This is a genomic window from Streptomyces sp. NPDC053431 (assembly GCF_044544925.1).
GTDB lineage: Bacteria > Actinomycetota > Actinomycetes > Streptomycetales > Streptomycetaceae > Streptomyces.
The window spans coordinates 103,302-126,102 of sequence record NZ_JBITXX010000017.1 but is presented as its reverse complement, the minus strand read 5'-3'; the positions used below and the strand labels follow the sequence as shown (position 1 = coordinate 126,102).

The window sequence follows — 22,801 nt, the reverse complement described above, 5'->3', positions numbered from 1 at the left end:
CATCCAGAGTGCCGCGGTCAGCGGCCGGTCTTCGGGGCCTTCCAGCGGGCGATGCCGCGGGCCACCAGGTTGAGGATCATGACGAAGGCGATCAGGACGAGCGCGGCGGCCCAGGCGCGGGCCACGGCGGCGTCGGTGCCGACCGCGTACTGCTCGTACACGTAGAGCGGCAGGGAGGACTGGGCGCCTTCGAAGGGGTTCGGGTTGATGAGCTTCGTACCGAACACGAGGAGGAGGACGGGAGCCGTCTCGCCGGTGATGCGGGCGACCGCGAGCATGACGCCCGTGGTGATGCCGCCGATCGCGGTGGGCAGGACCACCTTCAGGATGGTGCGCCACTTGGGGACGCCGAGGGCGAGGGAGGCCTCGCGCAGCTCGTTCGGGACGAGCTTCAGCATCTCCTCGGTGGAGCGGACCACGACCGGCATCATCAGGATCGCGAGGGCCATCGCGCCGGCGAATCCGGAGGGCCCGAAGCCCAGCATCAGGTTCCACGTGGCGAGGATGAACAGGCCCGCGACGATCGACGGGATGCCCGTCATGACGTCGACGAAGAAGGTGACGGCCCTGGCGAGCTTCCCGTGTCCGTACTCGACCAGGTAGACCGCGGTGAGCAGGCCGATCGGCGCGGCGATCAGGGTCGCGATGGCGACCTGCTCGATGGTGCCGAGCAGCGCGTGGTAGACACCGCCGCCGGCCTCGGCGTCGAGGACGCCGTTCATCGAGTGGCTGAGGAAGTAGCCGTCGAGCACCTCCAGGCCCTTGCTGATCGTCACCCAGGCGAGGGAGAGCAGCGGCACGACGGCGAGGACGAAGCTGACCCAGATCAGGCTGGTCGCGACGCGGTCCTTGGCCTGGCGGGAGCCCTCGACCTTGGTGGTGATCGCGTAGGTGGCGAGCACGAAGACCAGGGCGGAGACGAGGCCCCACTGGACCTTGCTGTGCCAGCCGGCCGCGAGACCGAGGCCGCAGCCCGCGGCGATCGAGCCGACGGCGACGGCGGCCGGGGTCCAGCGCGGGAGGCGGGCGTGGGAGAGCGAGCGGCGAGGGGTCACGGAGACGGGCCGTTCCTGGATGGCGTGGCTCATGCGTTCGCCCCCGAGTATTCCTTCCGCCGCGCGATGATCATGCGAGCGGCGCCGTTGACCAGCAGGGTGATGACGAAGAGCACGAGACCGGAGGCGATCAGCGCGTCCCGGCCGAACTCGTTGGCCTCGTTGAACTTCGCGGCGATGTTCTGGGCGAAGGTGCCGCCGCCCGGGTCGAGCAGGTGGCCCGAGAGCACGAAGCTGGGGGAGAGGACGACGGCTACGGCCATCGTCTCACCGAGGGCGCGGCCCAGCCCGAGCATCGAGGCGGAGATGATGCCGGAGCGGCCGAAGGGCAGCACCGACATGCGGATGACCTCCCAGCGCGTGGCACCGAGGGCGAGCGCCGCCTCCTCGTGCATCCGCGGGACCTGGAGGAAGACCTCGCGGGTCACGTTGGTGATGATCGGGAGGATCATGATCGCCAGCAGGATGCCGACGGTGAACATGTTGCGGGCGACGCCGTCGCTGGACTTGTCGAAGATGTACGTCCAGCCCAGGTACTGGTCGAGCCACTTGTTGAGGCCGTCCAGGTACGGGACGAGGAAGATCGCGCCCCAGAGGCCGTAGATGATGCTGGGCACGGCGGCGAGCAGGTCGACCACGTACGCGAGCGGCTTGGCCAGCCTGCGCGGCGCGTAGTGCGAGATGAACAGCGCGATGCCGATGGCGACCGGCACGGCGATGACCATGGCGATGATCGACGAGACGACCGTGCCGAAGGCGAGGACGGCGATGCCGAAGACCGGCGGGTTGCCCGCCGGGTTCCACTCGAAGGTGGTGAAGAAGTTCGTGCTGTCGTCCGAGATCGCGAGGACGGCGCGGTAGGTGAGGAAGACCGCGATCGCGGCCATGATCACGAGCAGGGTGATGCCGGAGCCGCGGGACAGACCGCTGAAGACGCGGTCCCCGGGGCGGGCCGCGCTCTTGGCGCGCCGGCTCCCTCGTATGTCGGGTGTTGTCGAAGCCATCTGATTTCTCCGGTCTGCGGGGCCGGTACGGGCTGCGTACGGGCTCCTGGCGGCGGTGCACCGGATGCCGGGGACGGCCCCCCTACGGGAGGCGAGGGGCCGTCCCCGGCCGGGGGTCAGGACAGGGTCGGGACGATCTCGCGCACCTTGGCGGCGATCTCGGCCGGGAGCGGGGCGTAGCCGGCGTCGGAGAGGACCTTCTGGCCCTCCTCGCTGGCGGTGTAGTTCAGGAAGGCCTTCAGGGTCGGCAGGGTGTCCGCCTTGTTGCCCTTGTCGCAGGCGATCTCGTAGGTGACCAGGGTGAGCGGGTAGGCGCCCTCGGCCTTGGTCGTGTAGTCGAGGGACAGCGCCAGGTCGGAGCCGGTGCCCTTGATCTTGGCGGCGGCGATGGCCTTGGAGGCGTTCTCCGTGGTCGCGGCGACCGGGGCGGCGGCACCGGTGTTGATGCTGACCGTGGAGATCTTGTTGGCGGTCGCGTAGGACAGCTCGAAGTAGCCGATGGAGCCCTCGGCGTCCTTGACCGCGGTGGCGACGCCGGAGGAGCCGTTGGCGGCCTGGCCGCCCGGGGCGGGCCACGACTTCGTCTTCGGGTCGTACTTCCAGTCGGCGGCGGCCGTGGCGGAGAGGTACTTGCCCAGGTTCTGGGTGGTGCCCGACTCGTCCGAGCGGTGGAAGGCCTGGATGGTGGAGTCGGGGAGCTTGGCGCCCGGGTTCAGCTTGGCGATCGCCGGGTCGTTCCACTTGGTGATCTTCGTGTCGAAGATCTTGGCCAGGGTGGGGGCGTCCAGGACCAGGTTGTCCACGCCCTCCAGCTTGTAGCCGATGGCGATGGGGCCGCCGACCATCGGCAGGTTGATGCCCTTGCCGCCCTTGCAGATCTTCTGCGACTCGGCGACCTCTTCGTCCTTGAGGGCGGAGTCGGAGCCGGCCAGGGCGACCTGGCCCTGGTTGAACTTGGTGATGCCACCGCCGGAGCCGATGGCCTGGTAGTTCACCTCGACGCCGGAGCAGGCGGCCTGGAAGTTCTTGACCCACAGGTCCATCGCGTTCTTCTGCGCGCTGGAACCGGCGGCGAGCAGCTGGCCCTTGGCGCCGTCGCACTTGATGTTCGACGCGGCGGCGGACGTCTTGCCGCCGTCCTTGGTGGGCTCGTTGTTGTTGTCCGAACCACACGCCGAGAGGACGAGCGCGCCGGAGACGACGAGGGCACCGATCGCGGAGGCGCGAAGCCCGTTCTTGCGCGAAAGCTTCACTTTCGGGTGTTCCTTCCAGAAGCCGCCTTGCCGTGGACCTTGCTGTCCTGAACGTTCTACGGCGGCGCGTGTCGGGGTGTTCGGTGCGCTGCTGTGACGCGCACCGTGCACGACCGAAATTAGGCAGATCAGGTGAAGCCGTCGACGGGGGAGAGTGAACGGGAAGTGAACCGTGCCGAAAGGTGGGGTGCGTCTCCGGGCGCCGCTCGGGCGGGGGCGCCGGGAGCGCCCGCGCACCCCGGCCGGGGGGCGGCTAGTGCGCCGTCGCCGTCAGGAGGGCGTCCAGGAGCTCGCGGTCCCGGGGCTGGGTGAGGCGCTCGCGGGCCTCGGCCGGGGGCAGCCAGACGAGCGCGTCGACCTCGTGATCAGGGGTGAAGACGCCACCGAGGGCCCGGGCCGCCCAGTAGGTGACCTCCTTCGGGCGGCCGTGGGCCAGGTACCGGGCGGTGGGGAGGCGGGCGCCCAGCGAGCAGGCCTGGCCCGTCTCCTCCAGGATCTCGCGCAGGGCGCACTCCTCCGCCGTCTCCCCGCTCTTCAGCTTCCCTTTCGGATGGGACCAATCATCGTATTTCGGCCTGTGGACGAGGGCGATCTCGACGCCCTCCCCCGAGGCCGCCGGGCGCCACAGGACGGCGCCCGCGGCCAGGACGGGGGTGGGGGTGGTCATGAGACCGGGGCCGTGGCGCGGGACCAGGCGTGTTGGAAGGCGAAGCGGGCGGCTTCCACCTCGTGGCGCTGGTCGGCGTGGAGGACGCCGAGGGCGTAGGCGGTGGCCGGGGCGATGCGCGGGGTGCGGGCGGCCGTGGCGGCGGCGGCCGCGGCCTCGGCGGCGTCCCGGTGCCGGTCGAGCGCCCGGCCGGCCTCGTAGAGGACCGGGTCCGGGTCGGCGTCGCCGTGGAGCACCTCTGCGGCGTAGCGGTGGAGGCGGAGCAGGCCGCGGGTCTGGTGCCAGGGGGCGTCCTGGGCCTCGCCGGCGGCCAGGGCGAGGGCGTCGGCGTTGTACGGGTGGGCCGCGCGGGTCAGCGGGAGGGCGGCCACCGCGTCGAGGAGCCGGTGTTCCACGGCCGTGGCGGGGGCGTCCAGGACGTCGACGGCGCGGGCGGAGCCGGCCGGGCCGAGCGGGACCTCGGAGGCGAGCAGGGCGACGGCGTCGGCGACCGCGTGGAAGCGGGAGGAGCCCAGGGCCTGGAGGGCGGCGGAGTGGGCGCGGGTGCGGGCGAGGGTGAGCTGGCGGTCGAGGAGCGCGCCGGCGCGGGCGGCGCCGACGGCCAGGCCGCGGCTGCTCTCGGTGCCGCGGGCGGCCGGTACGGGGCCGCTCTCGGTGTTCGAGAGGCGGGACAGCGCGTCCATCAGGCGGACGAGCCGGGCGGTGCAGGCGTGCTCCAGGGCGAGGGTGCCGGAGAGCCAGGCCAGTTCGGTGCGCAGTTGGTCGGCCCAGGCCGGGTCGAGGAGCGGCCGGAAGGTGTGGAGGGTGCCGCCGATCCGGCGGGCGGCCGCCCGCAGGGTGCGGGCGGCCGTCTCGGCGCCGGCCGTGTCGGCGCCGCTCTCGGTGTGCAGCCGCAGGCCGCGGAGGAAGTCCGCGGCCCGGGCGTGCAGGTAGGGGGCGAGGACCTGGCCCGCCGAGAGCTCGGCCGGGACCTCGGCGCGGTGGCCGGGCCGGGCCTCGGGGTGGGGTCCTGGGCAGGCCTCGGGGCGGAGTCCGGGCGGGGCGTCCGGGGCGGGGCCCGGCGGGAGCTCCGAGGTGATGTCAGGGTTGTGCACGCCGGCGCCTCCGCGCGTCGATGAGCATCTCCTGGACGTGCCGCAGCGGCTGGCCCTCGGGGTCGGTCGCGTGCCGCGTCCAGTTCCCGTCCGGGCCGAGGTGCCAGGAGGAGGTGGTGTCGGACATGCCCGTTTCCAGGAGCCGGGTGAGGGCGGCCCGGTGGGCGGGGTCGGCGACCCGGACCAGGGCCTCGATGCGGCGGTCCAGGTTGCGGTGCATCATGTCGGCGCTGCCGAGCCAGACTTCGGGTTCGCCGCCGTTGCCGAAGGCGAAGATCCGGGAGTGCTCCAGGAAGCGGCCGAGGATCGAGCGCACCCGGATGTTCTCCGAGAGGCCTTCGACGCCGGGGCGTACGGCGCAGATGCCGCGGACCCAGATGTCGACGGGGACGCCGGCCTGGGAGGCCCGGTAGCAGGCGTCGATGACGGCCTCGTCGACCATCGAGTTGACCTTGATCTTGACGTACGCGGGCCGGCCGGCGCGGTGGTGGGCGATCTCCTTGTTGACGCGGGAGACCAGGCCGTCGCGGAGCGACTTGGGGGCGGTGAGCAGGCGCCGGTAGGTCTCGCGGCGGGAGTAGCCGGAGAGCCGGTTGAACAGGTCGGAGAGGTCGGCGCCGACCTGGGGGTCGGCGGTGAGCAGGCCGAGGTCCTCGTAGAGGCGGGCGGTCTTGGGGTGGTAGTTGCCGGTGCCGACGTGCGAGTAGCGGCGCAGCGTCTCGCCCTCCTGGCGGACGACGAGCGACAGCTTGCAGTGGGTCTTGAGGCCGACCAGGCCGTAGACCACGTGGCAGCCGGACTCCTCGAGCTTGCGGGCCCACTTGATGTTGGCCTGCTCGTCGAAGCGGGCCTTGATCTCGACGAGGACGAGGACCTGCTTGCCGGACTCGGCGGCGTCGATGAGGGCGTCGACTATCGGGGAGTCGCCGGAGGTGCGGTACAGCGTCTGCTTGATCGCGAGGACGTCGGGGTCGGCCGCCGCCTGCTCCAGGAAGGCCTGGACGGAGGTGGAGAAGGAGTCGTACGGGTGGTGCAGCAGGACGTCCCGCTCGCGCACGGCGGCGAAGATGTCGGGCGCGGAGGCGGACTCGACCTCGGCGAGGTCGCGGTGGGTGCCGGCGACGAACTTGGGGAACTTCAGTTCGGGCCGGTCCAGGGACGCGATGCCGAAGAGTCCGGTGAGGTCGAGCGGGCCGGGCAGCGGGTAGACCTCGGAGTCGGAGATCTTCAGCTCGCGGACGAGCAGGTCGAGCACGTACGGGTCGATGGACTCCTCGACCTCCAGGCGCACCGGCGGGCCGAAGCGGCGCCGCATGAGCTCCTTCTCCAGGGCCTGGAGCAGGTTCTCGGCGTCGTCCTCCTCGACCTCCAGGTCCTCGTTCCGGGTGACCCGGAACATGTGGTGGGCGAGCACCTCCATGCCGGGGAAGAGCTCCTCCAGGTGGGCGGCGATGACGTCCTCGAGGGGGACGTAGCGCTCGGGGGAGGCCTCCAGGAAGCGGGAGAGCAGCGGCGGGACCTTGACGCGGGCGAAGTGGCGGTGGCCGCTGACCGGGTTGCGGACGACGACGGCCAGGTTCAGGGAGAGCCCGGAGATGTACGGGAAGGGGTGCGCCGGGTCGACGGCCAGCGGGGTCAGCACGGGGAAGATCCGCTGCCGGAACAGGGTGAAGAGGCGGGCCTGCTCCTTCTCGGTGAGCTCGGGCCAGCGGATGAGGTGGATGCCCTCGTCGGCGAGTGCGGGGGCGACGTCCTGCTGGAAGCAGGCGGCGTGCCGGGCCATGAGTTCGCGCGAGCGGGTCCAGATGAGGTCCAGCACCTCGCGGGGCTGCAGCCCGGAGGCCGAGCGGGTGGCGACGCCGGTGGCGATGCGGCGCTTGAGGCCGGCCACGCGGACCATGAAGAACTCGTCCAGGTTCGACGCGAAGATCGCGAGGAAGTTCGCCCGCTCCAGGAGGGGCGTGGTGGGGTCCTCGGCGAGCTCCAGGACCCGCTCGTTGAAGGCGAGCCAGCTGCGCTCCCGGTCGAGGAAGCGGCCCTGGGGGAGCTCTCCGGCGCTCTCGTCGTCCTCGTACGCGTCGAGATCGGCGTCCAGGTCGGGTTCGAGATCGCTGATCACCCCGCCGTTGACGGCGTGGGGGCGGTGGGCGGCTATGGACCCCAGGGAAGGCTGGGGGGCCGTCGTGGTGGACGACTGGACCGGGACCTCGGCGGGCTGCTGCTTCATGGCCCTATTCTTCCGCGCGAACGGGTGGTCGGGCGCGTCGGAGCGGGCCGTGGGCGAGGGGAGTCTCCCTTTGGGAAGTCTCCCCTGGGAGAGAGCCCGGTCGGGCGCGGGCACGGAGCGCTTCATTGCGTGAGCGTCGCAAGCGCGTCTGAATGGTTGGTAACGGGGACGTGACGTGCGGGAATCGGGGGCGGGGCCGCGCGGGCCCGCCCCCGGTCCCCGTGACGGCGCTACGGATGCCGGGCGCGCAGGACGCGGAAGGCGGCGAAGAGGACGAGGGCGGCGAGGGCGAGGAGGATGCCGGTCTCGATGAGCTGGGTGGGCCAGAAGTGCGACCGGGGGTGGTAGTCCAGGTACCGGCCGGTGACGCCCAGGTCGGGCGGGCAGTCGGTGAGGTGCCGGGTGCGGGCGAAGCAGGTCGTTCCGGGGAGGCGGTTGCCGTGGGCGTCGAGCATCCCGGTGTCCGTCATGAGCCAGGAGCCGGGCGGTGCGAGCGGGTGGGCGTCCCTGCCGACGGGGCCGGTGATCGTCTCGACGCCGAGCAGGCTCCAGCGCAGGCTGCCGAGGACGGACAGGAGCAGGCCCATGACGAGGCCGGTGACCGACATGGCGACGAGGGTGCGCCGGACGAGCTGGCCGACGAGGGCGCCGACGGCGACGGCGGCGAGGACGTAGCCGACGAGCACGATCCCGGTTCCCTCGTAGGTGCCGCGGTCGCCCCAGGCGAACGGGTAGGTGCCGGAGACCCGGTCCCAGCCGAGCCGGTAGACGCCGACGAGGGCGAGGGTGGCCGCGAGGGCGGTGACGCCGGCGGTGACGACCTTGGCGCGCAGCCAGGCCGCCGGGCGGACCGACTGGGTGAGGGCGAGCCGGTAGGTGCCGGTCTCGAACTCGCGGGCGACCAGGGGGCCGGCCACGAAGGCGCCGACGAGGAGCGGCAGGAGGATCATGCCCGTGCCGGCGTACTCCATGGCGATGCGCAGTGTCTCGTAGCCGTGGCTCTCGTCGGCGGGGGCCCAGGAGCCGTCCGCCAGGTGTACGTCGGGGGTCCGGGCGTCCCAGAGCCGCAGGCCGCCGATCACGGCGAGGGCGAGGACGACGCCGCCGGCCACCAGCCGCAGGGCGCGGCGGTACTGGCGGACCGTCACCCAGTACGAGCCCGTCAGGGCGAGGCTGCTCACGGGGCGGCTCCTTCGGCGGTGCGGAGGTGGGCGAGGAGGAGGTCTTCGAGCGAGGGGTCGGTGGCCTGCCACGGGCCTTCGACGGGGCCCTCGCGGCGCACCAGGGCGGTGAGCTGGCGGCCGGTCGTGCGCGCGTGAATCACCGAGTGCGGGGCGAGGTCGGCGACCGGGCCGGTGAGCAGGGTGTGGGCGGCGAGCAGGTCGTCGACGGCGCCGGCGAGGCGGATCCGGCCGCCGACGAGCAGGAGGAGGTGGTCGCAGGAGCCCTCCAGCTCGGTGAGGATGTGCGAGGACATGACGACGGTGGTGCCGCGTTCGGCGGCGTCGGCCATGAGCAGGCCCATCAGCTGGTGGCGGGCGAGCGGGTCGAGGTCGGCCATCGGCTCGTCCAGGAGCAGGAGTTCGGGGCGCTTGCCGAGCGCGAGGGCGAGGGCGACGCGGGTGCGCCGGCCGCCGGAGAGTTCGCGGACGAGGGTGCGGGGGTCGAGCTGGTCGGCGAGGACCGCGCGGGCGGCGGCCTCGTCCCAGCGGCCGGGGTTGAGCTCGCGGCCCATGCGCAGGGTGTCGGCGACGGTGAGCCGGGGGTGCAGCGGCTTGTCCTGGGCGACGTAGGCGAGGTGCTCGCGCGGCGGCGCCTGGAGCGTCCCCTCGGTCGGCCGGAGGAGGCCGGCGGCGAGGGCGAGGAGGGTGGACTTGCCGGCGCCGTTGGGGCCGACGAGGGCGCAGACGCGGCCGGTGGGGAGGGCGAAGGAGCAGTCGCGCAGGGCCCAGGGCCGGGCGCGTCCCGCGTACCGTACGCCGAGGCGCTCGGCCTCCAGCGCCGTGGTGGTGGTCATGCGTCGTCCCCCTTGAAGAACGTGTCCAGTACGGAGGTGAAGAGCGCGGCCACGTCCTCCCGGCCGAGGCCCTCCTCGCGGGCCCGGCGGGTCCAGTCGGCGAGTTCGCCGCGCAGCGGCGAGTCGGCGGGGCCGGTGCCGAGGGTGGCGCGGACGAAGGTGCCGAGGCCGCGGCGGGCCTCGACGAGACCTTCGCGCTCGAGTTCGCGGTAGGCCTTGAGGACCGTGTTGGGGTTGATCGCCGTGGCCTCGACGACCTCGCGGGCCGTGGGCAGCCGGTCGCCGGGCTCCAGCAGGCCCATGCGGAGGGCCTGTTTCGTCTGCTGGACGATCTGGAGGTAGGTGGCGACCCCGCTGCGCCGGTCGATGCGGTACGAGAGCACCTGAGCCTTCCACCACCCTTTCACTAATCAAGTAGTGAAAGGGTGGTGGAAAGAAGGGGGCGGTGTCAACCGCCCCCTTCGCGAGGTCCCTTACGACTCCGTGCGGTACATCAGGTCCACCTCGTGGGTCCGGAAGCCGAGCCCCTCGTACACCCGGACCGCCGCCGTGTTGTCCGCGTCCACGTACAGCATCGCCGTGGGCAGCGTCTGGGCCGCCAGGTGCCGCAGGCCGATCGCGGTCAGCACCTTGCCGAGGCCGCCGCCCTGGGCGTCGGGCAGCACGCCGACCACGTACACCTCGCCCAGCTGCTCCTCGGCGTGCACCTTCGTCCAGTGGAAGCCGACGAGCCTGCCGTCCTTCTCCGCCAGGAAGAAGCCCTTCGGGTCGAACCACGGCTCCGCCATCCGGTCGTCCAGGTCCCGCTGGGTCAGCGAGCCCTGCTCGGGGTGGTGGGCGAAGGCGGCCGCGTTGACCGCGAGCCAGGCGCTGTCGTCCTGGCCGGGCACGAACGTCCGGATCACGACGTCCGCGGGCGGCGTCGGGTCCGGGATGTCGAGCGGCGACAACGGACGGCGCAGCTGGCGCAGTTCGCGGAACAGGGTGAGGCCCAGGACCTGGGCCAGGTGCCGGGCGGCCGACTTTCCGCCGTGCGCCCAGACCCGCAGCCGCTTGCCGGAGGCGTCGAGCAGGGCGGTGCCGAGCGCCCGGCCGTGGCCGCGGCCGCGGTGCGAGGGGTGCACGACGAGCTCGGCCGCCGGGGCCTCGACCGGGTCCGTCTCCTCCAGCTGGGCGTAGCCGTAGAGGTGGGAGCCGACCGTGAGGAGGAAGTGGCGGACGCCCTCGCGCCGGCCGTGGCGCAGATACAGCCGCCCCTGCTCCGACACGGCGTGCACGCCGTCGGCGCGGTCGGCGGCCTCCAGCAGGTCGAGCACGTCCTGGACCTGTTCGGGGCTCAGTTCTTCGTAACTGGTGATCTGCCGTCCGGGTTCGAGGGCCGGCGCCGCGTCGGAAGTCATGAGTACGAGCCTACGGCGGGCAGGTGCCGCCTCGCGGGAGGACAAAGGCAACCAGCTCGTAACCGGCCAACCCCTGTTGCGCTACGCGCGTTGACTCTAGGCTGCGCTGGACCGGCCATGCGGCGAAGGGGAGAGACAAGCACGATGGCAGCCAGGAAGAAGAACAGGGCGGGGCGGCGGATCCTCGTCGCCGGGGCGGGCCTTGCCACGATCGGGGCGCTCGTCGCCGCGATGCCGGCCGGAGCGTCGCAGGACGACGTGGACGCCACGGGTGCCTCGTACAGCACCAACGGCAAGGGCTGGGGGCGGATGGTCGACGTCCAGCTGCTCTCCTTCAACGACCTGCACGGCAACCTGGAGCCGCCGGCCGGTTCCTCCGGCCAGGTCACCCGGGTCAAGCCGGACGGCACCACCGAGAAGATCGACGCGGGCGGTGTCGAGTACCTGGCCACGCACCTGCGCCAGGCCCGCGAGGGGAATCGTTACTCCATCACGGCCGCGGCCGGTGACATGGTCGGCGCCTCGCCGCTCCTGTCGGGCCTCTTCCACGACGAGCCGACGATCCACGCGCTCAACGCGCTCGACCTCGACGTCACCTCGGTGGGCAACCACGAGTTCGACGAGGGCGCCGTGGAGCTGGCCCGCATGCAGAACGGCGGCTGTCACCCGGTCGCCGGCTGTTACGGCGCGGAGAAGGGCTTCGCGCCCTTCGACGGCGCCGACTTCCCGTACCTCGCGGCCAACGTGACGAACGAGAAGACCGGCAAGCCGCTGCTCGACCCGACCTTCGTCTGGGAGAAGGACGGGGTCCGGATCGGCTTCATCGGCGTGACCCTGGAGGGCACCCCGAACGTCGTCACCGCCGAGGGCGTCAAGGGCCTGAAGTTCGGCGACGAGGTCGAGACGATCAACAAGTACACGAAGATCCTGGAGCGCCAGGGCGTCAAGTCCATCGTCGCCCTGGTCCACGAGGGCGGCATGCCGGCCTCGTCCGCGTACAACTACAACTGCGACGGTGACGGCGACGGTGACGGCGAGGGCGTCTCCGGCGCGATCGTCGACATCGCGAAGAACGTCTCGCCGCAGGTCGACGCGCTGATCACCGGCCACACCCACCAGGCCTACGTGTGCAGCATCCCGGACCCGTCCGGCAAGCCGCGCCTGGTCACCTCGGCGTCCTCGTTCGGCAAGCTCTACACGGACACCACGCTGACCTACGACCGCCGCACCAAGGACATCGTGCGGACGGCGGTGGCCTCGGCCAACCACGTCGTCACGCGTGACGTCCCGAAGGCGGAGGACATCAGCGGGCTGATCGCCGACTGGAAGGAGCTGGCGGCCCCGATCGCCAACCGTCCGCAGGGCTACATCGCCGCCGACATCAACGGCCGCGGCTCCACGGCGTTCGAGAAGCCGCTCGGCGACCTGATCGCCGACGCGCAGCTGGAGGGCCTGGCCCCGGCCGACAAGGGCGGCGCCCAGCTGGCGCTGATGAACCCGGGCGGCATCCGCGCCGACCTGGTCTACAAGCAGTCCGGCGCCGAGGGCGACGGCGTGGTGACCTACGGCGAGTCCTTCACCGTGCAGCCGTTCACCAACATGATGAACGTCGTCGACCTGTCCGGCGCGAACCTGATCACGGCGCTGAAGCAGCAGGTCAGCGGCTCGAACCTGAACTCGGTGAAGATCCTTCAGGTCTCGAAGGGCCTCACCTACACGCTGGACATGACGAAGACGGGCGCGGACCGCGTCGTCGACGGCAGCATCAAGCTGAACGGCCAGCCGATCGACCCGGCGAAGACCTACCGCGTCGCGATGAACGAGTTCCTCGCGGGCGGCGGCGACGGCTTCGCGGCGCTGGCGACCGGCACCAACAAGCTGGTCGGCGCCTCGGACCTGGACGTCTTCAACGCCTACCTCGCGGCGCACTCCTCGGCCTCGGCGCCGCTGCAGGTGCCGTCGGCGAACCGGATCACGGTCGTGCAGTAGAGGTCTGACGTCGAAAAGGGTGGTGTCCGCTTCGGCGGGCGCCACCCTTTTTGTCGTTTTGAACGAGTTCGAAGCCGCTGCTACCCTCGTTCGACTTTGGACTTCTGGGGAGGGGTCACCAAATGAAGACAGGGTGGGGGAAGCGGCGCACCAGCGCGCTCTCGCTCGCCGCGGCGACCGCGGCACTCATCTCGCTGACGCCGGTGGGCGCGGGCCTGGCGTACGCCGCCGAGGGGGATCTGCCGGCGGAGCTGGTGATTCCGGCGGAGGAGTCCGTCGTCCGGGACGCGGGGATCGTACGGCCCGGCGCGACGGGCTTTCTGCAGGGCGACCGGGCTGTCCGCTTCCGCTGGTACTCCTACGCCGACGGCAGCTCCAGGCCGTTCGACTCCAAGAGCGCGACGGCGATCTTCACCAACGGCACCGACACCATCGCCCGCTGGTACTCGGCCTCGAACAAGGTCGTGCTCCAGGACGTCGCCGGTGGCGCAGAGGAGACGATTCAGCTCGGCGCGGGTCAAAGCGTCGTCGGGATGGCCGGGCGCACGGTCATCACCGAGGGGACGACCGCCGACGCCCGGCTGCACGCCGTCTCGCTCGTCAACGGGACCGTGCTGGACCGGCCGGTCACCGGCTTCCCGGCCGACGCCGACGACTTCCGGTTCGAGGGAGCCACCTCGTACGGCGTCCAGGTGTCGTACTTCGGGGGCGGCGCCCAGGACGACCGCGCATGGGTCGACCTGTCGGGCGACACGCCGAAGCTGGTGCCCCTCGACGGGACCGGTGCCTCGGTCGTGCACGGGGACAGCCTGCTCCACGTCAAGGACGGGAAGCTCCAGGTCTGGGACCTCAAGGGCGACTGGTCCGCGCCGGTGCGCGAGACCGGCTGGGCCGGCAGCGACGTCCCGGTGGCCGTGCAGGGCGACCAGGTCCTGAGCCTGGTCGGCGGTGACGGGGGCAAGCTGCTGTCGCGCCCGTTCGCCGGTGGCGAGCAGACGACGGTGCTCGACGGGCTCGTGGCCTCCCCGCGGCTCGAGGGCGGCGACCTGCTCGCCGTCGTCAAGGGCGAGGGCGCCGAGCGCCCGGTCCACCGCGTCCAGGCGGGCGCCGACGGTGGGTTCGTGGCCGAGAAGAAGGCCGTCATCCCCGGCGACCGCACCACCACGGGGCGGATCTCCGTCGCGCAGGGCGTCCTGCACCTGGTCGACCAGGTCCCCTCCGGTGAGTTCCGGCTGCGCTCCGTCGAGACGAAGGCGGCCGGGCCGCTCGTCGCCGGGGACCGGACCGACCACGGTTTCGACGACCGGCTCGACCCGTCCTACGAAACCGTGGCCACCGGTGACGGACGGATCGTCCGCAGGTACAGCAACGGGCTGTACGTCACGGCCCTCGCGGAGCAGCTGTACGGCGCCGCCCCGGCGCCGACGGCGACCGATGTGAGCGGCGACCTCGAGGCTTCCGGCCGCTTCGCCGCGTACCTCGCCTCGAACGGTGAGCGGCGGGTCCTCGACCTCGACGCCAAGAAGACGGTCTTCAGCCGGAATCTCGGCACCGGTCCGGCCTCGCTGAACGGCCCCACGCTGTGGTCGGCGACCGGCGCCGTCGGCTCCGTCAACGCGATCGACGTCCGCACCGGTGCCACCCGTACGATCCCCGTCGCCGACTGCGCCCTGAAGGACGTCCAGTCCGTCGGCGTCGACCTCTACTGGAAGTGCGACCTGAAGTCCGGTGTCCTGAACACCGTGACGAAGGTCAACACCGTGCTGCCCGCGCACGCCGCGGCGCGCCTCGGTGACGGCTACGTGACCTACGAGAAGGACGGCGTCCTCTCGCTCACCCCGCTGCGCGGCGGCGGCCAGACCCGTGAGCTCGGGCGCCCGGCCGACGTGCGGCCGGACCGCGGCTGGAGCGTCGACCGCTTCGGCGGGAACACCGTCTTCACCGACGACCAGCAGCGCCTCCACGTCGTCCCGAGCGGGGTTCCGGCCTCCGCCGTCTCGGTCCTCGACTCGAGCGTGTCCTCGGACAAGGTCGACGTCGAGGGCGGCGACGCCTGGACCGCCCGGTGGTGGCTCTCCAAGCCCGCCGCGTCCTGGACGCTGAACGTCAAGAACGCGGCCGGCAAGGTCGTCCGCACCTACGCCGGCCAGCAGACCCGCGGTCTGGTCAAGGCGGCCTGGGACGGCAACGACGCGGCCGGCGCCGTGGTCCCCGACGGCCGCTACACCTGGGAGCTCAGCGCCCCGCCCGCCGACGGCGCCGGCGCGACGCTGACGACCGGTGGCGCGGTGTTCGTGACGCGCGGCGGCATCTCCACCTTCAAGCCGGTGCCGCCGGCCCGCATCCTCAACACCATCGCCGGCATCGGCGCGCCCAAGGCCAAGGTCGGCCAGAACGGCACGGTGGACCTCCAGGTCACCGGCCGCGGCGGCGTGGCCGCGGAGGGCGTCTCGGCGGTCGTCCTCACCGTGACGGCCACCAACCCGACCAACGGCACGTGGCTCTCGGTCTACCCGTACGGGACGCCCCGCTCGTCCGCCTCGAACCTGAACGTCCCGGCCGGCCGCAGTGTGCCGAACCAGGTGACGGTCCCGGTCGGCAAGGACGGCAAGGTCTCGCTGTACAACGCGTGGGGCACCGTCGACCTGCTCGTCGACGTGACCGGCTACTACACGCTCGACGGCGCCGGCGACCGCTTCAAGGCGGTCAGCCCGGCCCGCATCCTCAACACGCTGGCCGGCGTCGGCGCGCCGAAGGCCAAGGTGGGCGCGGCCAAGACGGTGAACCTGCAGATCGCGGGCCGCGGCGGGGTGCCGAGCACGGGGGTGACGGCGGTCGTCATGAACGTGACCGCCACCAACGTGACGGCGTCCAGCTACATCTCGGTCTACCCGTACGGGACGCCCCGTCCGGCCACGTCCAACCTGAACGTGGTCAAGGGCCAGGTCGTCGCCAACCTGGTGACGGTGCCGGTGAAGAGCGGCAAGGTGACGCTGTACAACCACGGCGGCACGGTCGACCTGCTCGGCGACGTCGCCGGCTACTTCACCAACACCGCCGGCCAGGGCGACCGCTTCGTGCCACTGCGCCCGGTCCGGCTGCTCGACACGCGTGAGTACGGGGCGGACGGCAAGCTCGGCCCGGACAGCGCGGTCATCCTGGGTGTCGCCGGCTACGGCGGCATCCCGGAGACCGGCGCCAGCTCCCTGGTCCTGAACGTGGCGGGCACGAACGCGACGTCCGCGACCTACGTCGCCATCCACCCGTGGCTGACGGCCCGCCCGACGATCTCGAACCTGAACCTGGTGCCGAGGCTGACGGTGGCGAACCAGGTCGTGGTCCCGCTCTCGGCCGAGGGCAGCATCGACCTGTACAACCGGTCGGGTTACGTGGACCTGGTCGTGGACGCGGCCGGTTACTACACGAAGTGAGCCGACCGTTCCGCGCGTGAGCGGTGACGGAGGAGGGGTGGTGCGCCGCAGGCCGGCGCACCACCCCTCCGCCGTTTCTTTCCGGTTACTACACGAAGTAGCACCTGCCAGGGGAGGGGCGGCGCACCGTTTCGGCGGTGGCCGCCCCTCCGGCGTGTCCGGGAGCCGGCGGAGGGGCGGGCGGGTTTTGCGGACCCGGCGGAGCGGGCGGGTCCCGCATACCCGGCGGAGCGGGCGGGTCCGCGTACCCGGCGGTAACTGCTTCCCGCACGGCTATGGCAGGAGCACGTCAACTGCTGCCATAGTGCCGCCCATGGACCGACGACGCTTTCTCGCGGGCGCCGCCGCAGCCGGTGCCGCCCTCGTGGTGGGCACCCCCTCCGCCCGGGCGGCCACCGCCCTCGGGACGCAGGACTGGATGGCTGCCCACGGCGACCCCACCCCGCTCCAGAAGCTCACGATCCCCGGCACCCACGACTCCGGCGCCCGCTACGGCGGCCTCTGGACCGAATGCCAGAACACCACCATCGCCCAGCAACTGGACAGCGGCATCCGGTTCCTGGACGTGCGGTGCCGGGTGACCGGGGGCTCCTTCGCGATCCACCACGGGGCCTTCTACCAGAACCTGATGTTCGGCGACGTCCTCGTCGCCTGCTGGAACTTCCTCGCCGCCCACCCCACCGAGACCGTCCTCATGCGGGTCAAGCAGGAGTACTCCTCCGAGTCCGACGCCACCTTCCGCGCGATCTTCGACGACTACCTCGACAACCGCGGCTGGCGCCCGCTCTTCCGCATCGGCTCCGGCGTGCCCACCCTCGGCGAGTCCCGCGGCAAGGTGGTCCTGCTCGCCGACAACGGCGGCCTGCCGGGCCTGCGCTGGGCCGACGGCGCCTACTTCGACGTGCAGGACGACTACCAGGCCGAACCGTTCGCCAAGTGGCCCAAGATCCGCGACCAGTTCCGCAAGGCCGCGACCCAGCCCGGCCGCTTCTACGTCAACTTCGTCTCCACCGCGGCCGGCCTCCCGCCCCGCTGGAACGCCGACCGCCTCAACCCGCAGGTCCACTCCCTCCTCGACGGCGAGGGCGCCGGCTGGAAGGGGCTCGGGATCGTCCCGATGGACTACCCCAACACCCGCTCAGGACTCGTCGAGTCCCTCATCCGGCACAACTGACCGCCCCCCGTCCACCGCCGGCGGCGGTGTCGGCGCCCCCGGCAGCCGCACCGTCGCCACCGTGCCGCCGCCGTCCGCCGCCGCGAGCGCCACCGAGCCGCCCGCGTGCCCGATCGTCCGGGCCACGATCGACAGACCGAGCCCCGACCCCGGCAGGCTGCGCGCCGACGGCGAGCGCCAGAAACGGTCGAAGACGTGCGGGAGTTCCTCCGCCGGGATGCCCGGCCCGTGGTCCCGTACGGTCAGCTCGCCGCGCATCAGCCGCACCTCGACCGTCCCGCGCGGCGGCGAGAACTTCACGGCGTTGTCGAGGACGTTCACCAGCGCGCGCTCCAGCGCCGCCGGCTCCGCCCGTACGTACCAGGGCGCGAGGTCCGTCTCGAAGGCGATCTCCGGGCCGCGCAGCCGAGCCCGGTCGAGCGCCGCGCGGAGGATGGTGTGCAGCGGCACCACCTCCAGCGGCCCCGGCCGCACGCCCTCCGGCCGGGACAGCTCCTGGAGGTCGCCGATCAGCGCCGCCAGCTCCGTCATCTGCGCCTTCACCGAGGCCATCAGCGCCCGCCGGTCGTCCGGCGGCAGCGCGCGGCCCGTCTCCTCGCTGCGCGCGAGCAGTTCGATGTTCGTGCGGAGCGAGGTCAGCGGCGTGCGCAGCTCGTGGCCCGCGTCCGCGATCAGCTGCGCCTGCCGGTCCCGGGAGGTCGCGAGCGCGGCCGTCATCGCGTTGAAGGAACGCGAGAGCCGGGCGATCTCGTCCTCGCCCTCCACCGGGATCCGGACCGTCAGGTCCTCGGTCGCCGCCACGTGCTCGACCGCCCCGGTCAGCCGGTCCACCGGCGCCAGGCCCGTCCGCGCCACCCACAGGCCGGCCGCGCCCGCGCCGACGACCCCGATGCCGGAGACGAGGAGCAGCACCCAGCCGAGCGTCGACAGCGAGTTGTCGACCTCGGACAGCGGGCGGGCCAGCGAGACGGCCATGCCGGGCCGGTCCGGGTCGGCGTAGGTGAAGACGCGCATCTCGCGCCCGTCCCCGTCCTTCGTCGTGTGCAGCGCGTCCGTGAGCAGCCCGCGGGCCACCCCCACGTCCGAGGTCTGCGCCGGGATCGGCGCCCTGCCGGACGTGCAGACCGTGCCGTCGACCAGGATCACCTGCACCGTGTACGGGGGCAGCGGCGGGGCCTGCCGGCCCGCCCGGCAGCCGTCGAGCACCAGATTCAGATAGCCGTTGTCCACCTTGCTGCTGCGCAGCGCCGAGTCCAGCTCGTGCTCCAGCTGCGCCCGCGTCACGAACCAGCAGGCCAGCGAGACCGCCGCCACCGCGACCGCCACCGCGAGGGCGGTCAGCAGGGCGAGCCGGGAACGCAGCGGGCGGGACCGGAACCAGGCGACGGGACCGGTCACTCCGCGCCCCCACCGCCGCCGCGCAGCACGTAGCCGACCCCGCGCACCGTGTGGACCAGGCGCGGCTCGCCGCCCGCCTCCGTCTTGCGCCGCAGGTACATCACGTACACGTCGAGCGAGTTCGAGCTCGGCTCGAAGTCGAAGCCCCACACGGCCTTCAGGATCTGCTCGCGGGTCAGCACCTGCCGCGGATGGGCCAGGAACATCTCCAGGAGCGTGAACTCGGTACGGGTCAGCTCCACCGGGCGCCCGCCGCGCGTCACCTCCCGGGTGGCCAGGTCCATCCGCAGGTCCTCGAAGGACAGCACGTCGCCGCCGTCGGCCGCCGGGACGGCGGGCGCCGCGTAGCCGCTGCGCCGCAGCAGGGCGCGGATCCGGGCGAAGAGCTCGTCCAGCTCGAAGGGCTTCACCAGGTAGTCGTCGGCGCCCGCGTCGAGCCCGGTCACCCGGTCGCCGACGGTGTCGCGGGCGGTCAGCATCAGGATCGGCACGGTCGAGCCGGCGGACCGGATCCGGCGGGCCGCCGTCAGGCCGTCCATGCGGGGCATCTGGACGTCGAGGACGACCAGGTCGGGGCGGTACGAGTCCATCTTGGCGAGCGCGTCGAGCCCGTCGACGGCGTCCTCGGTCCCGTACCCCTCGAAGGCGAGGCTGCGGCGCAGCGCCTCCCGGACGGCCGGCTCGTCGTCGACGATGAGGATGCGTTCGGCGCCTTCGGATTCGTTCTGCTGTCCCGTCATGGAGTCAGCGTCCCACGTGCTCAGGCGGCACCGCCCGAGCGCAGGTCGTCGAGGTCGGCCTTGAGGGTGTTCACCGGGATCGCGAATCCGAGACCGACGCTGCCGGCCGAGGAACCGCTCGAAGAACTGGGCGAATACATGGCCGAATTGATTCCGATGATCTCGCCGTTCATATTGATCAGCGCGCCGCCGGAATTCCCCGGATTCAGCGAGGCGTCGGTCTGCAGCGCCTTGTACGTGGTCTTCGACGAGCCGGTGTCGCCGTTGAACTGCTGTCCGCCGAACTCGAACGGCCAGCCCTGGCGCGGGTCGTACGGCCGGCCCTGGCCGCCCTGGCCGTCGCCCTGGCCGCCGTCCTCCTTCGCGACGGTCACGTCGCGGTCGAGCGCGGAGACGATGCCACTGGTGACGGTGCCGGTCAGGCCCTCGGGGGAGCCGATCGCGACGACCTCGTCGCCGACCCGCACCTTGGACGAGTCGCCGAGCGTCGCCGCCTTGAGGCCGGAGGCGCCCTCCAGCTTGATCAGGGCCAGGTCCTTGTCGGGGTCCGTGCCGACGACCTTGGCGTCGTAGCTCTTGCCGTCGGAGGTCTGCACCTTGATCTGGGAGGCGCCGGAGACGACGTGGTTGTTCGTGACGATCTCGCCGTCGCCGGTGATGATCACGCCGGAGCCGGTGGAGCGGCCGGCGTTCGAGCTCGCGGAGATCTCCACGATGGAGGGGGAGACGGCCTGGGCGACGCCGGCGACCGTGCCCTTGCTGCTCGACGACACGTTCGTGCCGTTCACCGGGCTCGCCGCGCTCGTGCCGCCGTCGGCCGTCCACTGCTGGACCAGGGTGGCGGTGCCGCCGCCGATGGCCGCGGCGGCGAGGGCCACGGCCGCCATGAGACCGACCCCGCGCCGGGCCCGCCGGTGCGCGCCGGGCGCGGCCGGAAAGGCACCCACCGGGCCGCGCGGCGGCCCGTACCCGCCGTCCGCCGAGCCGCCCGGACCGCCGGGCGGCGGCCCGTACCCGCCGCCCGCCGAGCCGCCCGGGCCCACGGGCGGCACCTGTCCGCCGGACGGCCAGATCGTGGTGCCGGGCTCGGTGGTGATCGGCTGCGCCGGGTCGTAGGGGGGCCGGGGCGGGTAGTACGGCTGCTGCTGCGGCGGCTGGGGCTGCGTGTGGTCCGTCATGGTCACGACTCTGGGAGCCGTAGATGAGAACCGCCTGAGGAGGCCCTGAGAAGCCCGACAGAACCCTGTATGCCCGAAATAAAGCCCGCCCCTCCAGGCACCGCCCTTGGAGCACCCGGGACCGTGTGCCCACCCACGGGCGCGGCGCGCAGTGGGCGGGGTGGGGGTCAGTTGCAGCCGCAGGAGCGGCGGACGATGAGGGCTGACGGGAACTGCTTCACGCGCTCGCGCCGCGACCCCGCGACCCGCAGCGAGTCGTCCAGGACCAGGTCCACCGCCGCCCGCGCCATCGCCGGCCGGTCCGAGTAGACCGTGGTCAGCGGCGGATCGGACAGCGCCGCCTCCTTGACGTCGTCGAAGCCCGCCACCGCGAGCTCCGTCGGCACGTCGATCCGCAGCTCACGCGCCGCCCGCAGCACACCGAAGGCCTGGTCGTCCGTCGAGCAGAAGATGGCCGGCGGCCGATGGGGGCCGGAGAGCACCTGCAGCGCCACCTTGTACGCGTCGTAGCGGTTGTACGGCGCCTGGAAGAGCCGGCCCTCGATCGAGAGCCCGGCCTCCTGCATGGCGCGCCTCCAGCCCTCCTCGTGGTCGGCCACCGGGTCGCCGACGGCCGGGGTGTTCGGGATGCCGCCCATGCAGGCCACGTACGGGTAGCCGTGCTCCAGGAGGTGCCGGGTGGCGAGCTGGGCGCCGCCGATGTCGTCGGTGACGACCGCGACGTCGTCGATCGCCTCGGGCCGCTCGTGCAGCAGCACCACCCGCGCGTCCCACGCCTCGATCTCGCTCGCGGCCTGCTCGCTCATGCCCTGGCTCACCAGGATCAGCCCGGAGACCCGCATCCCGAGGAACGCGCGCAGATAGTGGATCTCGCGCTCGGTGCGGTAGTCGGAGTTGCCGACGAGCACCATCTTCCCGCGCTCGGCGGCCGCCTGTTCGACCGCGTGCGCCATCTCCGCGAAGAAGGGCTGCCGGGCGTCGGGGACGACCATGCCTATGAGATCGGTCCGCCGGGACGCCATCGCCTGGGCCACCCGGTCGGGCCGGTAGCCCAGCTCCTTGATGGCGGCGAGGACACGCTCGCGCGTGGCCGGGGCGACCGGCCGGGGTCCGTTGTTGATCACGTAACTCACGACCGCGGTCGAAGTACCCGCCAGTCGCGCTACGTCATCCCGCGTCACCTTGGCCACGCGCGGAAGTCTACGCGGGGTGACCTACCTACCGGCAGGTCGCACTGTGGCATACGCCACGTCAGCGGTCCTCCACCGGAGTGAGTTCCCGCGTGTCCTCCTTGACCCGCGCCTCGGCCCGCGCCTCCGACCGCCCTTCCGGCCGCCCCTCCACGCGCTCCGCCTTCTCCGGTGTCACGAAGCGGTAGCCGACGTTGCGGACGGTGCCGATCAGCGACTCGTGCTCGGGTCCGAGCTTCGCCCGCAGACGCCGTACGTGGACGTCGACCGTACGGGTGCCGCCGAAGTAGTCGTAGCCCCAGACCTCCTGGAGGAGCTGGGCGCGGGTGAACACCCGGCCCGGGTGCTGCGCGAGGTACTTGAGGAGCTCGAACTCCTTGAAGGTCAGGTCCAGGACCCGGCCCTTGAGCTTGGCGCTGTACGTCGCCTCGTCGACCGACAGGTCGCCGTTGCGGATCTCCATAGGGGAGTCGTCCGCGACGATCTGCTGGCGGCCCGTCGCGAGCCGCAGCCGCGCCTCCACCTCGGCGGGACCGGCGGTGTCGAGCAGCACGTCGTCGATGCCCCAGTCGGCGGTGACGGCCGCGAGACCGCCCTCCGTCACGACCAGGATCAGCGGGCAGCCGGGGCCCGTGGAGCGCAGCAGCTGGCACAGCGAGCGGACCTGCGGCAGATCGCGCCGGCCGTCGACGAGGATCACGTCGGCACCCGGGGTGTCCACGAGCGCGGGCCCCTCGGCGGGCGCCACGCGCACGTTGTGCAGCAGCAGGCCGAGAGCGGGCAGCACCTCGGTCGACGGCTGGAGGGCGTTGGTGAGGAGCAGCAGAGAGCTCATCGCGTCCCCCCTGCCGGGGTCGCCTGTGTCGTCGGTCGGTCGTGCGTCGTTCGCTCGTCCATGACGTCGGTTCCTCCTCGGTCCCTGCGAGGACGTCTACGGCACTGCCTGGTCGTACTCTTGTGTCACTCTCGCGCCCTGAGAGCTTT

General features: G+C 72.2%; 18 protein-coding genes. 3 read left to right on the top strand and 15 right to left on the bottom strand.

All coding sequences use genetic code 11. The features are described 5' to 3' along the window. Positions 1-17 precede the first annotated feature (17 nt). The 10 genes from pstA to mshD form a co-directional block, all read right to left on the bottom strand. On the bottom strand, positions 18-1,088 hold the full coding sequence (gene pstA, locus ACIGXE_RS30815; RefSeq protein ID WP_399752440.1) for a phosphate ABC transporter permease PstA: 1,071 nt from the start codon (positions 1,086-1,088) through the stop codon (positions 18-20). Beyond that, positions 1,085-2,059, bottom strand: coding sequence for a phosphate ABC transporter permease subunit PstC (gene pstC / locus ACIGXE_RS30810; RefSeq protein WP_399752438.1), 975 nt, complete (start codon positions 2,057-2,059; stop codon positions 1,085-1,087). Before pstC ends, pstA begins: the two co-directional genes overlap by 4 nt. A 116-nt stretch (positions 2,060-2,175) precedes the next feature. Beyond that, positions 2,176-3,312 carry a phosphate ABC transporter substrate-binding protein PstS gene (gene pstS, locus ACIGXE_RS30805; protein WP_399752436.1) on the bottom strand — a complete coding sequence of 379 codons (1,137 nt, stop codon included), beginning with the start codon at positions 3,310-3,312 and terminating at the stop codon, positions 2,176-2,178. 253 nt (positions 3,313-3,565) lie between these two features. Next, the gene (locus ACIGXE_RS30800; protein ID WP_399752434.1) at positions 3,566-3,979 is read right to left on the bottom strand and encodes an NUDIX hydrolase; all 414 of its coding nucleotides are present in this window, start codon (positions 3,977-3,979) and stop codon (positions 3,566-3,568) included. Next, entirely contained in the window at positions 3,976-5,073 is a 1,098-nt protein-coding gene (locus tag ACIGXE_RS30795) for a CHAD domain-containing protein (RefSeq protein ID WP_399752432.1), read from the bottom strand. The genes ACIGXE_RS30800 and ACIGXE_RS30795 overlap by 4 nt, the downstream gene beginning before the upstream one ends. Beyond that, positions 5,060-7,300 carry an RNA degradosome polyphosphate kinase gene (locus ACIGXE_RS30790; RefSeq protein ID WP_399752430.1) on the bottom strand — a complete coding sequence of 747 codons (2,241 nt, stop codon included), beginning with the start codon at positions 7,298-7,300 and terminating at the stop codon, positions 5,060-5,062. Before ACIGXE_RS30790 ends, ACIGXE_RS30795 begins: the two co-directional genes overlap by 14 nt. 230 nt (positions 7,301-7,530) lie before the next feature. Then, entirely contained in the window at positions 7,531-8,481 is a 951-nt protein-coding gene (locus tag ACIGXE_RS30785) for an ABC transporter permease (RefSeq protein ID WP_399752427.1), read from the bottom strand. Beyond that, positions 8,478-9,317: an ATP-binding cassette domain-containing protein gene (locus ACIGXE_RS30780; protein WP_399752425.1), complete on the bottom strand. Its 840-nt coding sequence runs from the start codon at positions 9,315-9,317 to the stop codon at positions 8,478-8,480. Before ACIGXE_RS30780 ends, ACIGXE_RS30785 begins: the two co-directional genes overlap by 4 nt. Then, positions 9,314-9,700, bottom strand: a complete 387-nt coding sequence (locus ACIGXE_RS30775; protein WP_399752422.1) for a GntR family transcriptional regulator — start codon at positions 9,698-9,700, stop codon at positions 9,314-9,316. The genes ACIGXE_RS30780 and ACIGXE_RS30775 overlap by 4 nt, the downstream gene beginning before the upstream one ends. A 90-nt stretch (positions 9,701-9,790) precedes the next feature. After that, positions 9,791-10,717, bottom strand: coding sequence for a mycothiol synthase (gene mshD / locus ACIGXE_RS30770; protein WP_399752420.1), 927 nt, complete (start codon positions 10,715-10,717; stop codon positions 9,791-9,793). A gap of 144 nt (positions 10,718-10,861) precedes the next feature. Here mshD and ACIGXE_RS30765 point away from each other — a divergent pair, with 144 nt between their 5' ends. The 3 genes from ACIGXE_RS30765 to ACIGXE_RS30755 all read left to right on the top strand — a co-directional run bounded on the left by ACIGXE_RS30765 (position 10,862) and on the right by ACIGXE_RS30755 (position 17,311). Then, positions 10,862-12,706, top strand: coding sequence for a bifunctional metallophosphatase/5'-nucleotidase (locus ACIGXE_RS30765; RefSeq protein WP_399752417.1), 1,845 nt, complete (start codon positions 10,862-10,864; stop codon positions 12,704-12,706). A gap of 122 nt (positions 12,707-12,828) precedes the next feature. Then, positions 12,829-16,137: a FlgD immunoglobulin-like domain containing protein gene (locus tag ACIGXE_RS30760; protein WP_399752415.1), complete on the top strand. Its 3,309-nt coding sequence runs from the start codon at positions 12,829-12,831 to the stop codon at positions 16,135-16,137. Between the two features lie 313 nt (positions 16,138-16,450). Then, positions 16,451-17,311 (top strand): phosphatidylinositol-specific phospholipase C, encoded by an 861-nt coding sequence (locus ACIGXE_RS30755; protein ID WP_399752412.1) that lies wholly within the window; start codon positions 16,451-16,453, stop codon positions 17,309-17,311. On the opposite strand, the gene ACIGXE_RS30750 is transcribed toward ACIGXE_RS30755, so the two are convergent. From ACIGXE_RS30750 to ACIGXE_RS30730, 5 genes are all read right to left on the bottom strand, one after another. After that, entirely contained in the window at positions 17,276-18,709 is a 1,434-nt protein-coding gene (locus ACIGXE_RS30750; RefSeq protein WP_399752410.1) for a sensor histidine kinase, read from the bottom strand. The genes ACIGXE_RS30755 and ACIGXE_RS30750 overlap by 36 nt on opposite strands. Further along, complete coding sequence (locus ACIGXE_RS30745) at positions 18,706-19,449, bottom strand: response regulator transcription factor (protein ID WP_399752407.1); 744 nt, start codon at positions 19,447-19,449, stop codon at positions 18,706-18,708. Before ACIGXE_RS30745 ends, ACIGXE_RS30750 begins: the two co-directional genes overlap by 4 nt. A 20-nt stretch (positions 19,450-19,469) precedes the next feature. Then, positions 19,470-20,627 carry a S1C family serine protease gene (locus ACIGXE_RS30740; RefSeq protein ID WP_399752405.1) on the bottom strand — a complete coding sequence of 386 codons (1,158 nt, stop codon included), beginning with the start codon at positions 20,625-20,627 and terminating at the stop codon, positions 19,470-19,472. A gap of 167 nt (positions 20,628-20,794) precedes the next feature. Next, positions 20,795-21,817, bottom strand: a complete 1,023-nt coding sequence (locus tag ACIGXE_RS30735) for a LacI family DNA-binding transcriptional regulator (RefSeq protein ID WP_399752403.1) — start codon at positions 21,815-21,817, stop codon at positions 20,795-20,797. Positions 21,818-21,878: 61 nt separating this feature from the next. Continuing rightward, a complete protein-coding gene (locus ACIGXE_RS30730; RefSeq protein ID WP_399752401.1) occupies positions 21,879-22,652 on the bottom strand; it encodes a response regulator transcription factor in 774 nt (257 codons plus the stop codon). Positions 22,653-22,801 lie beyond the last annotated feature (149 nt).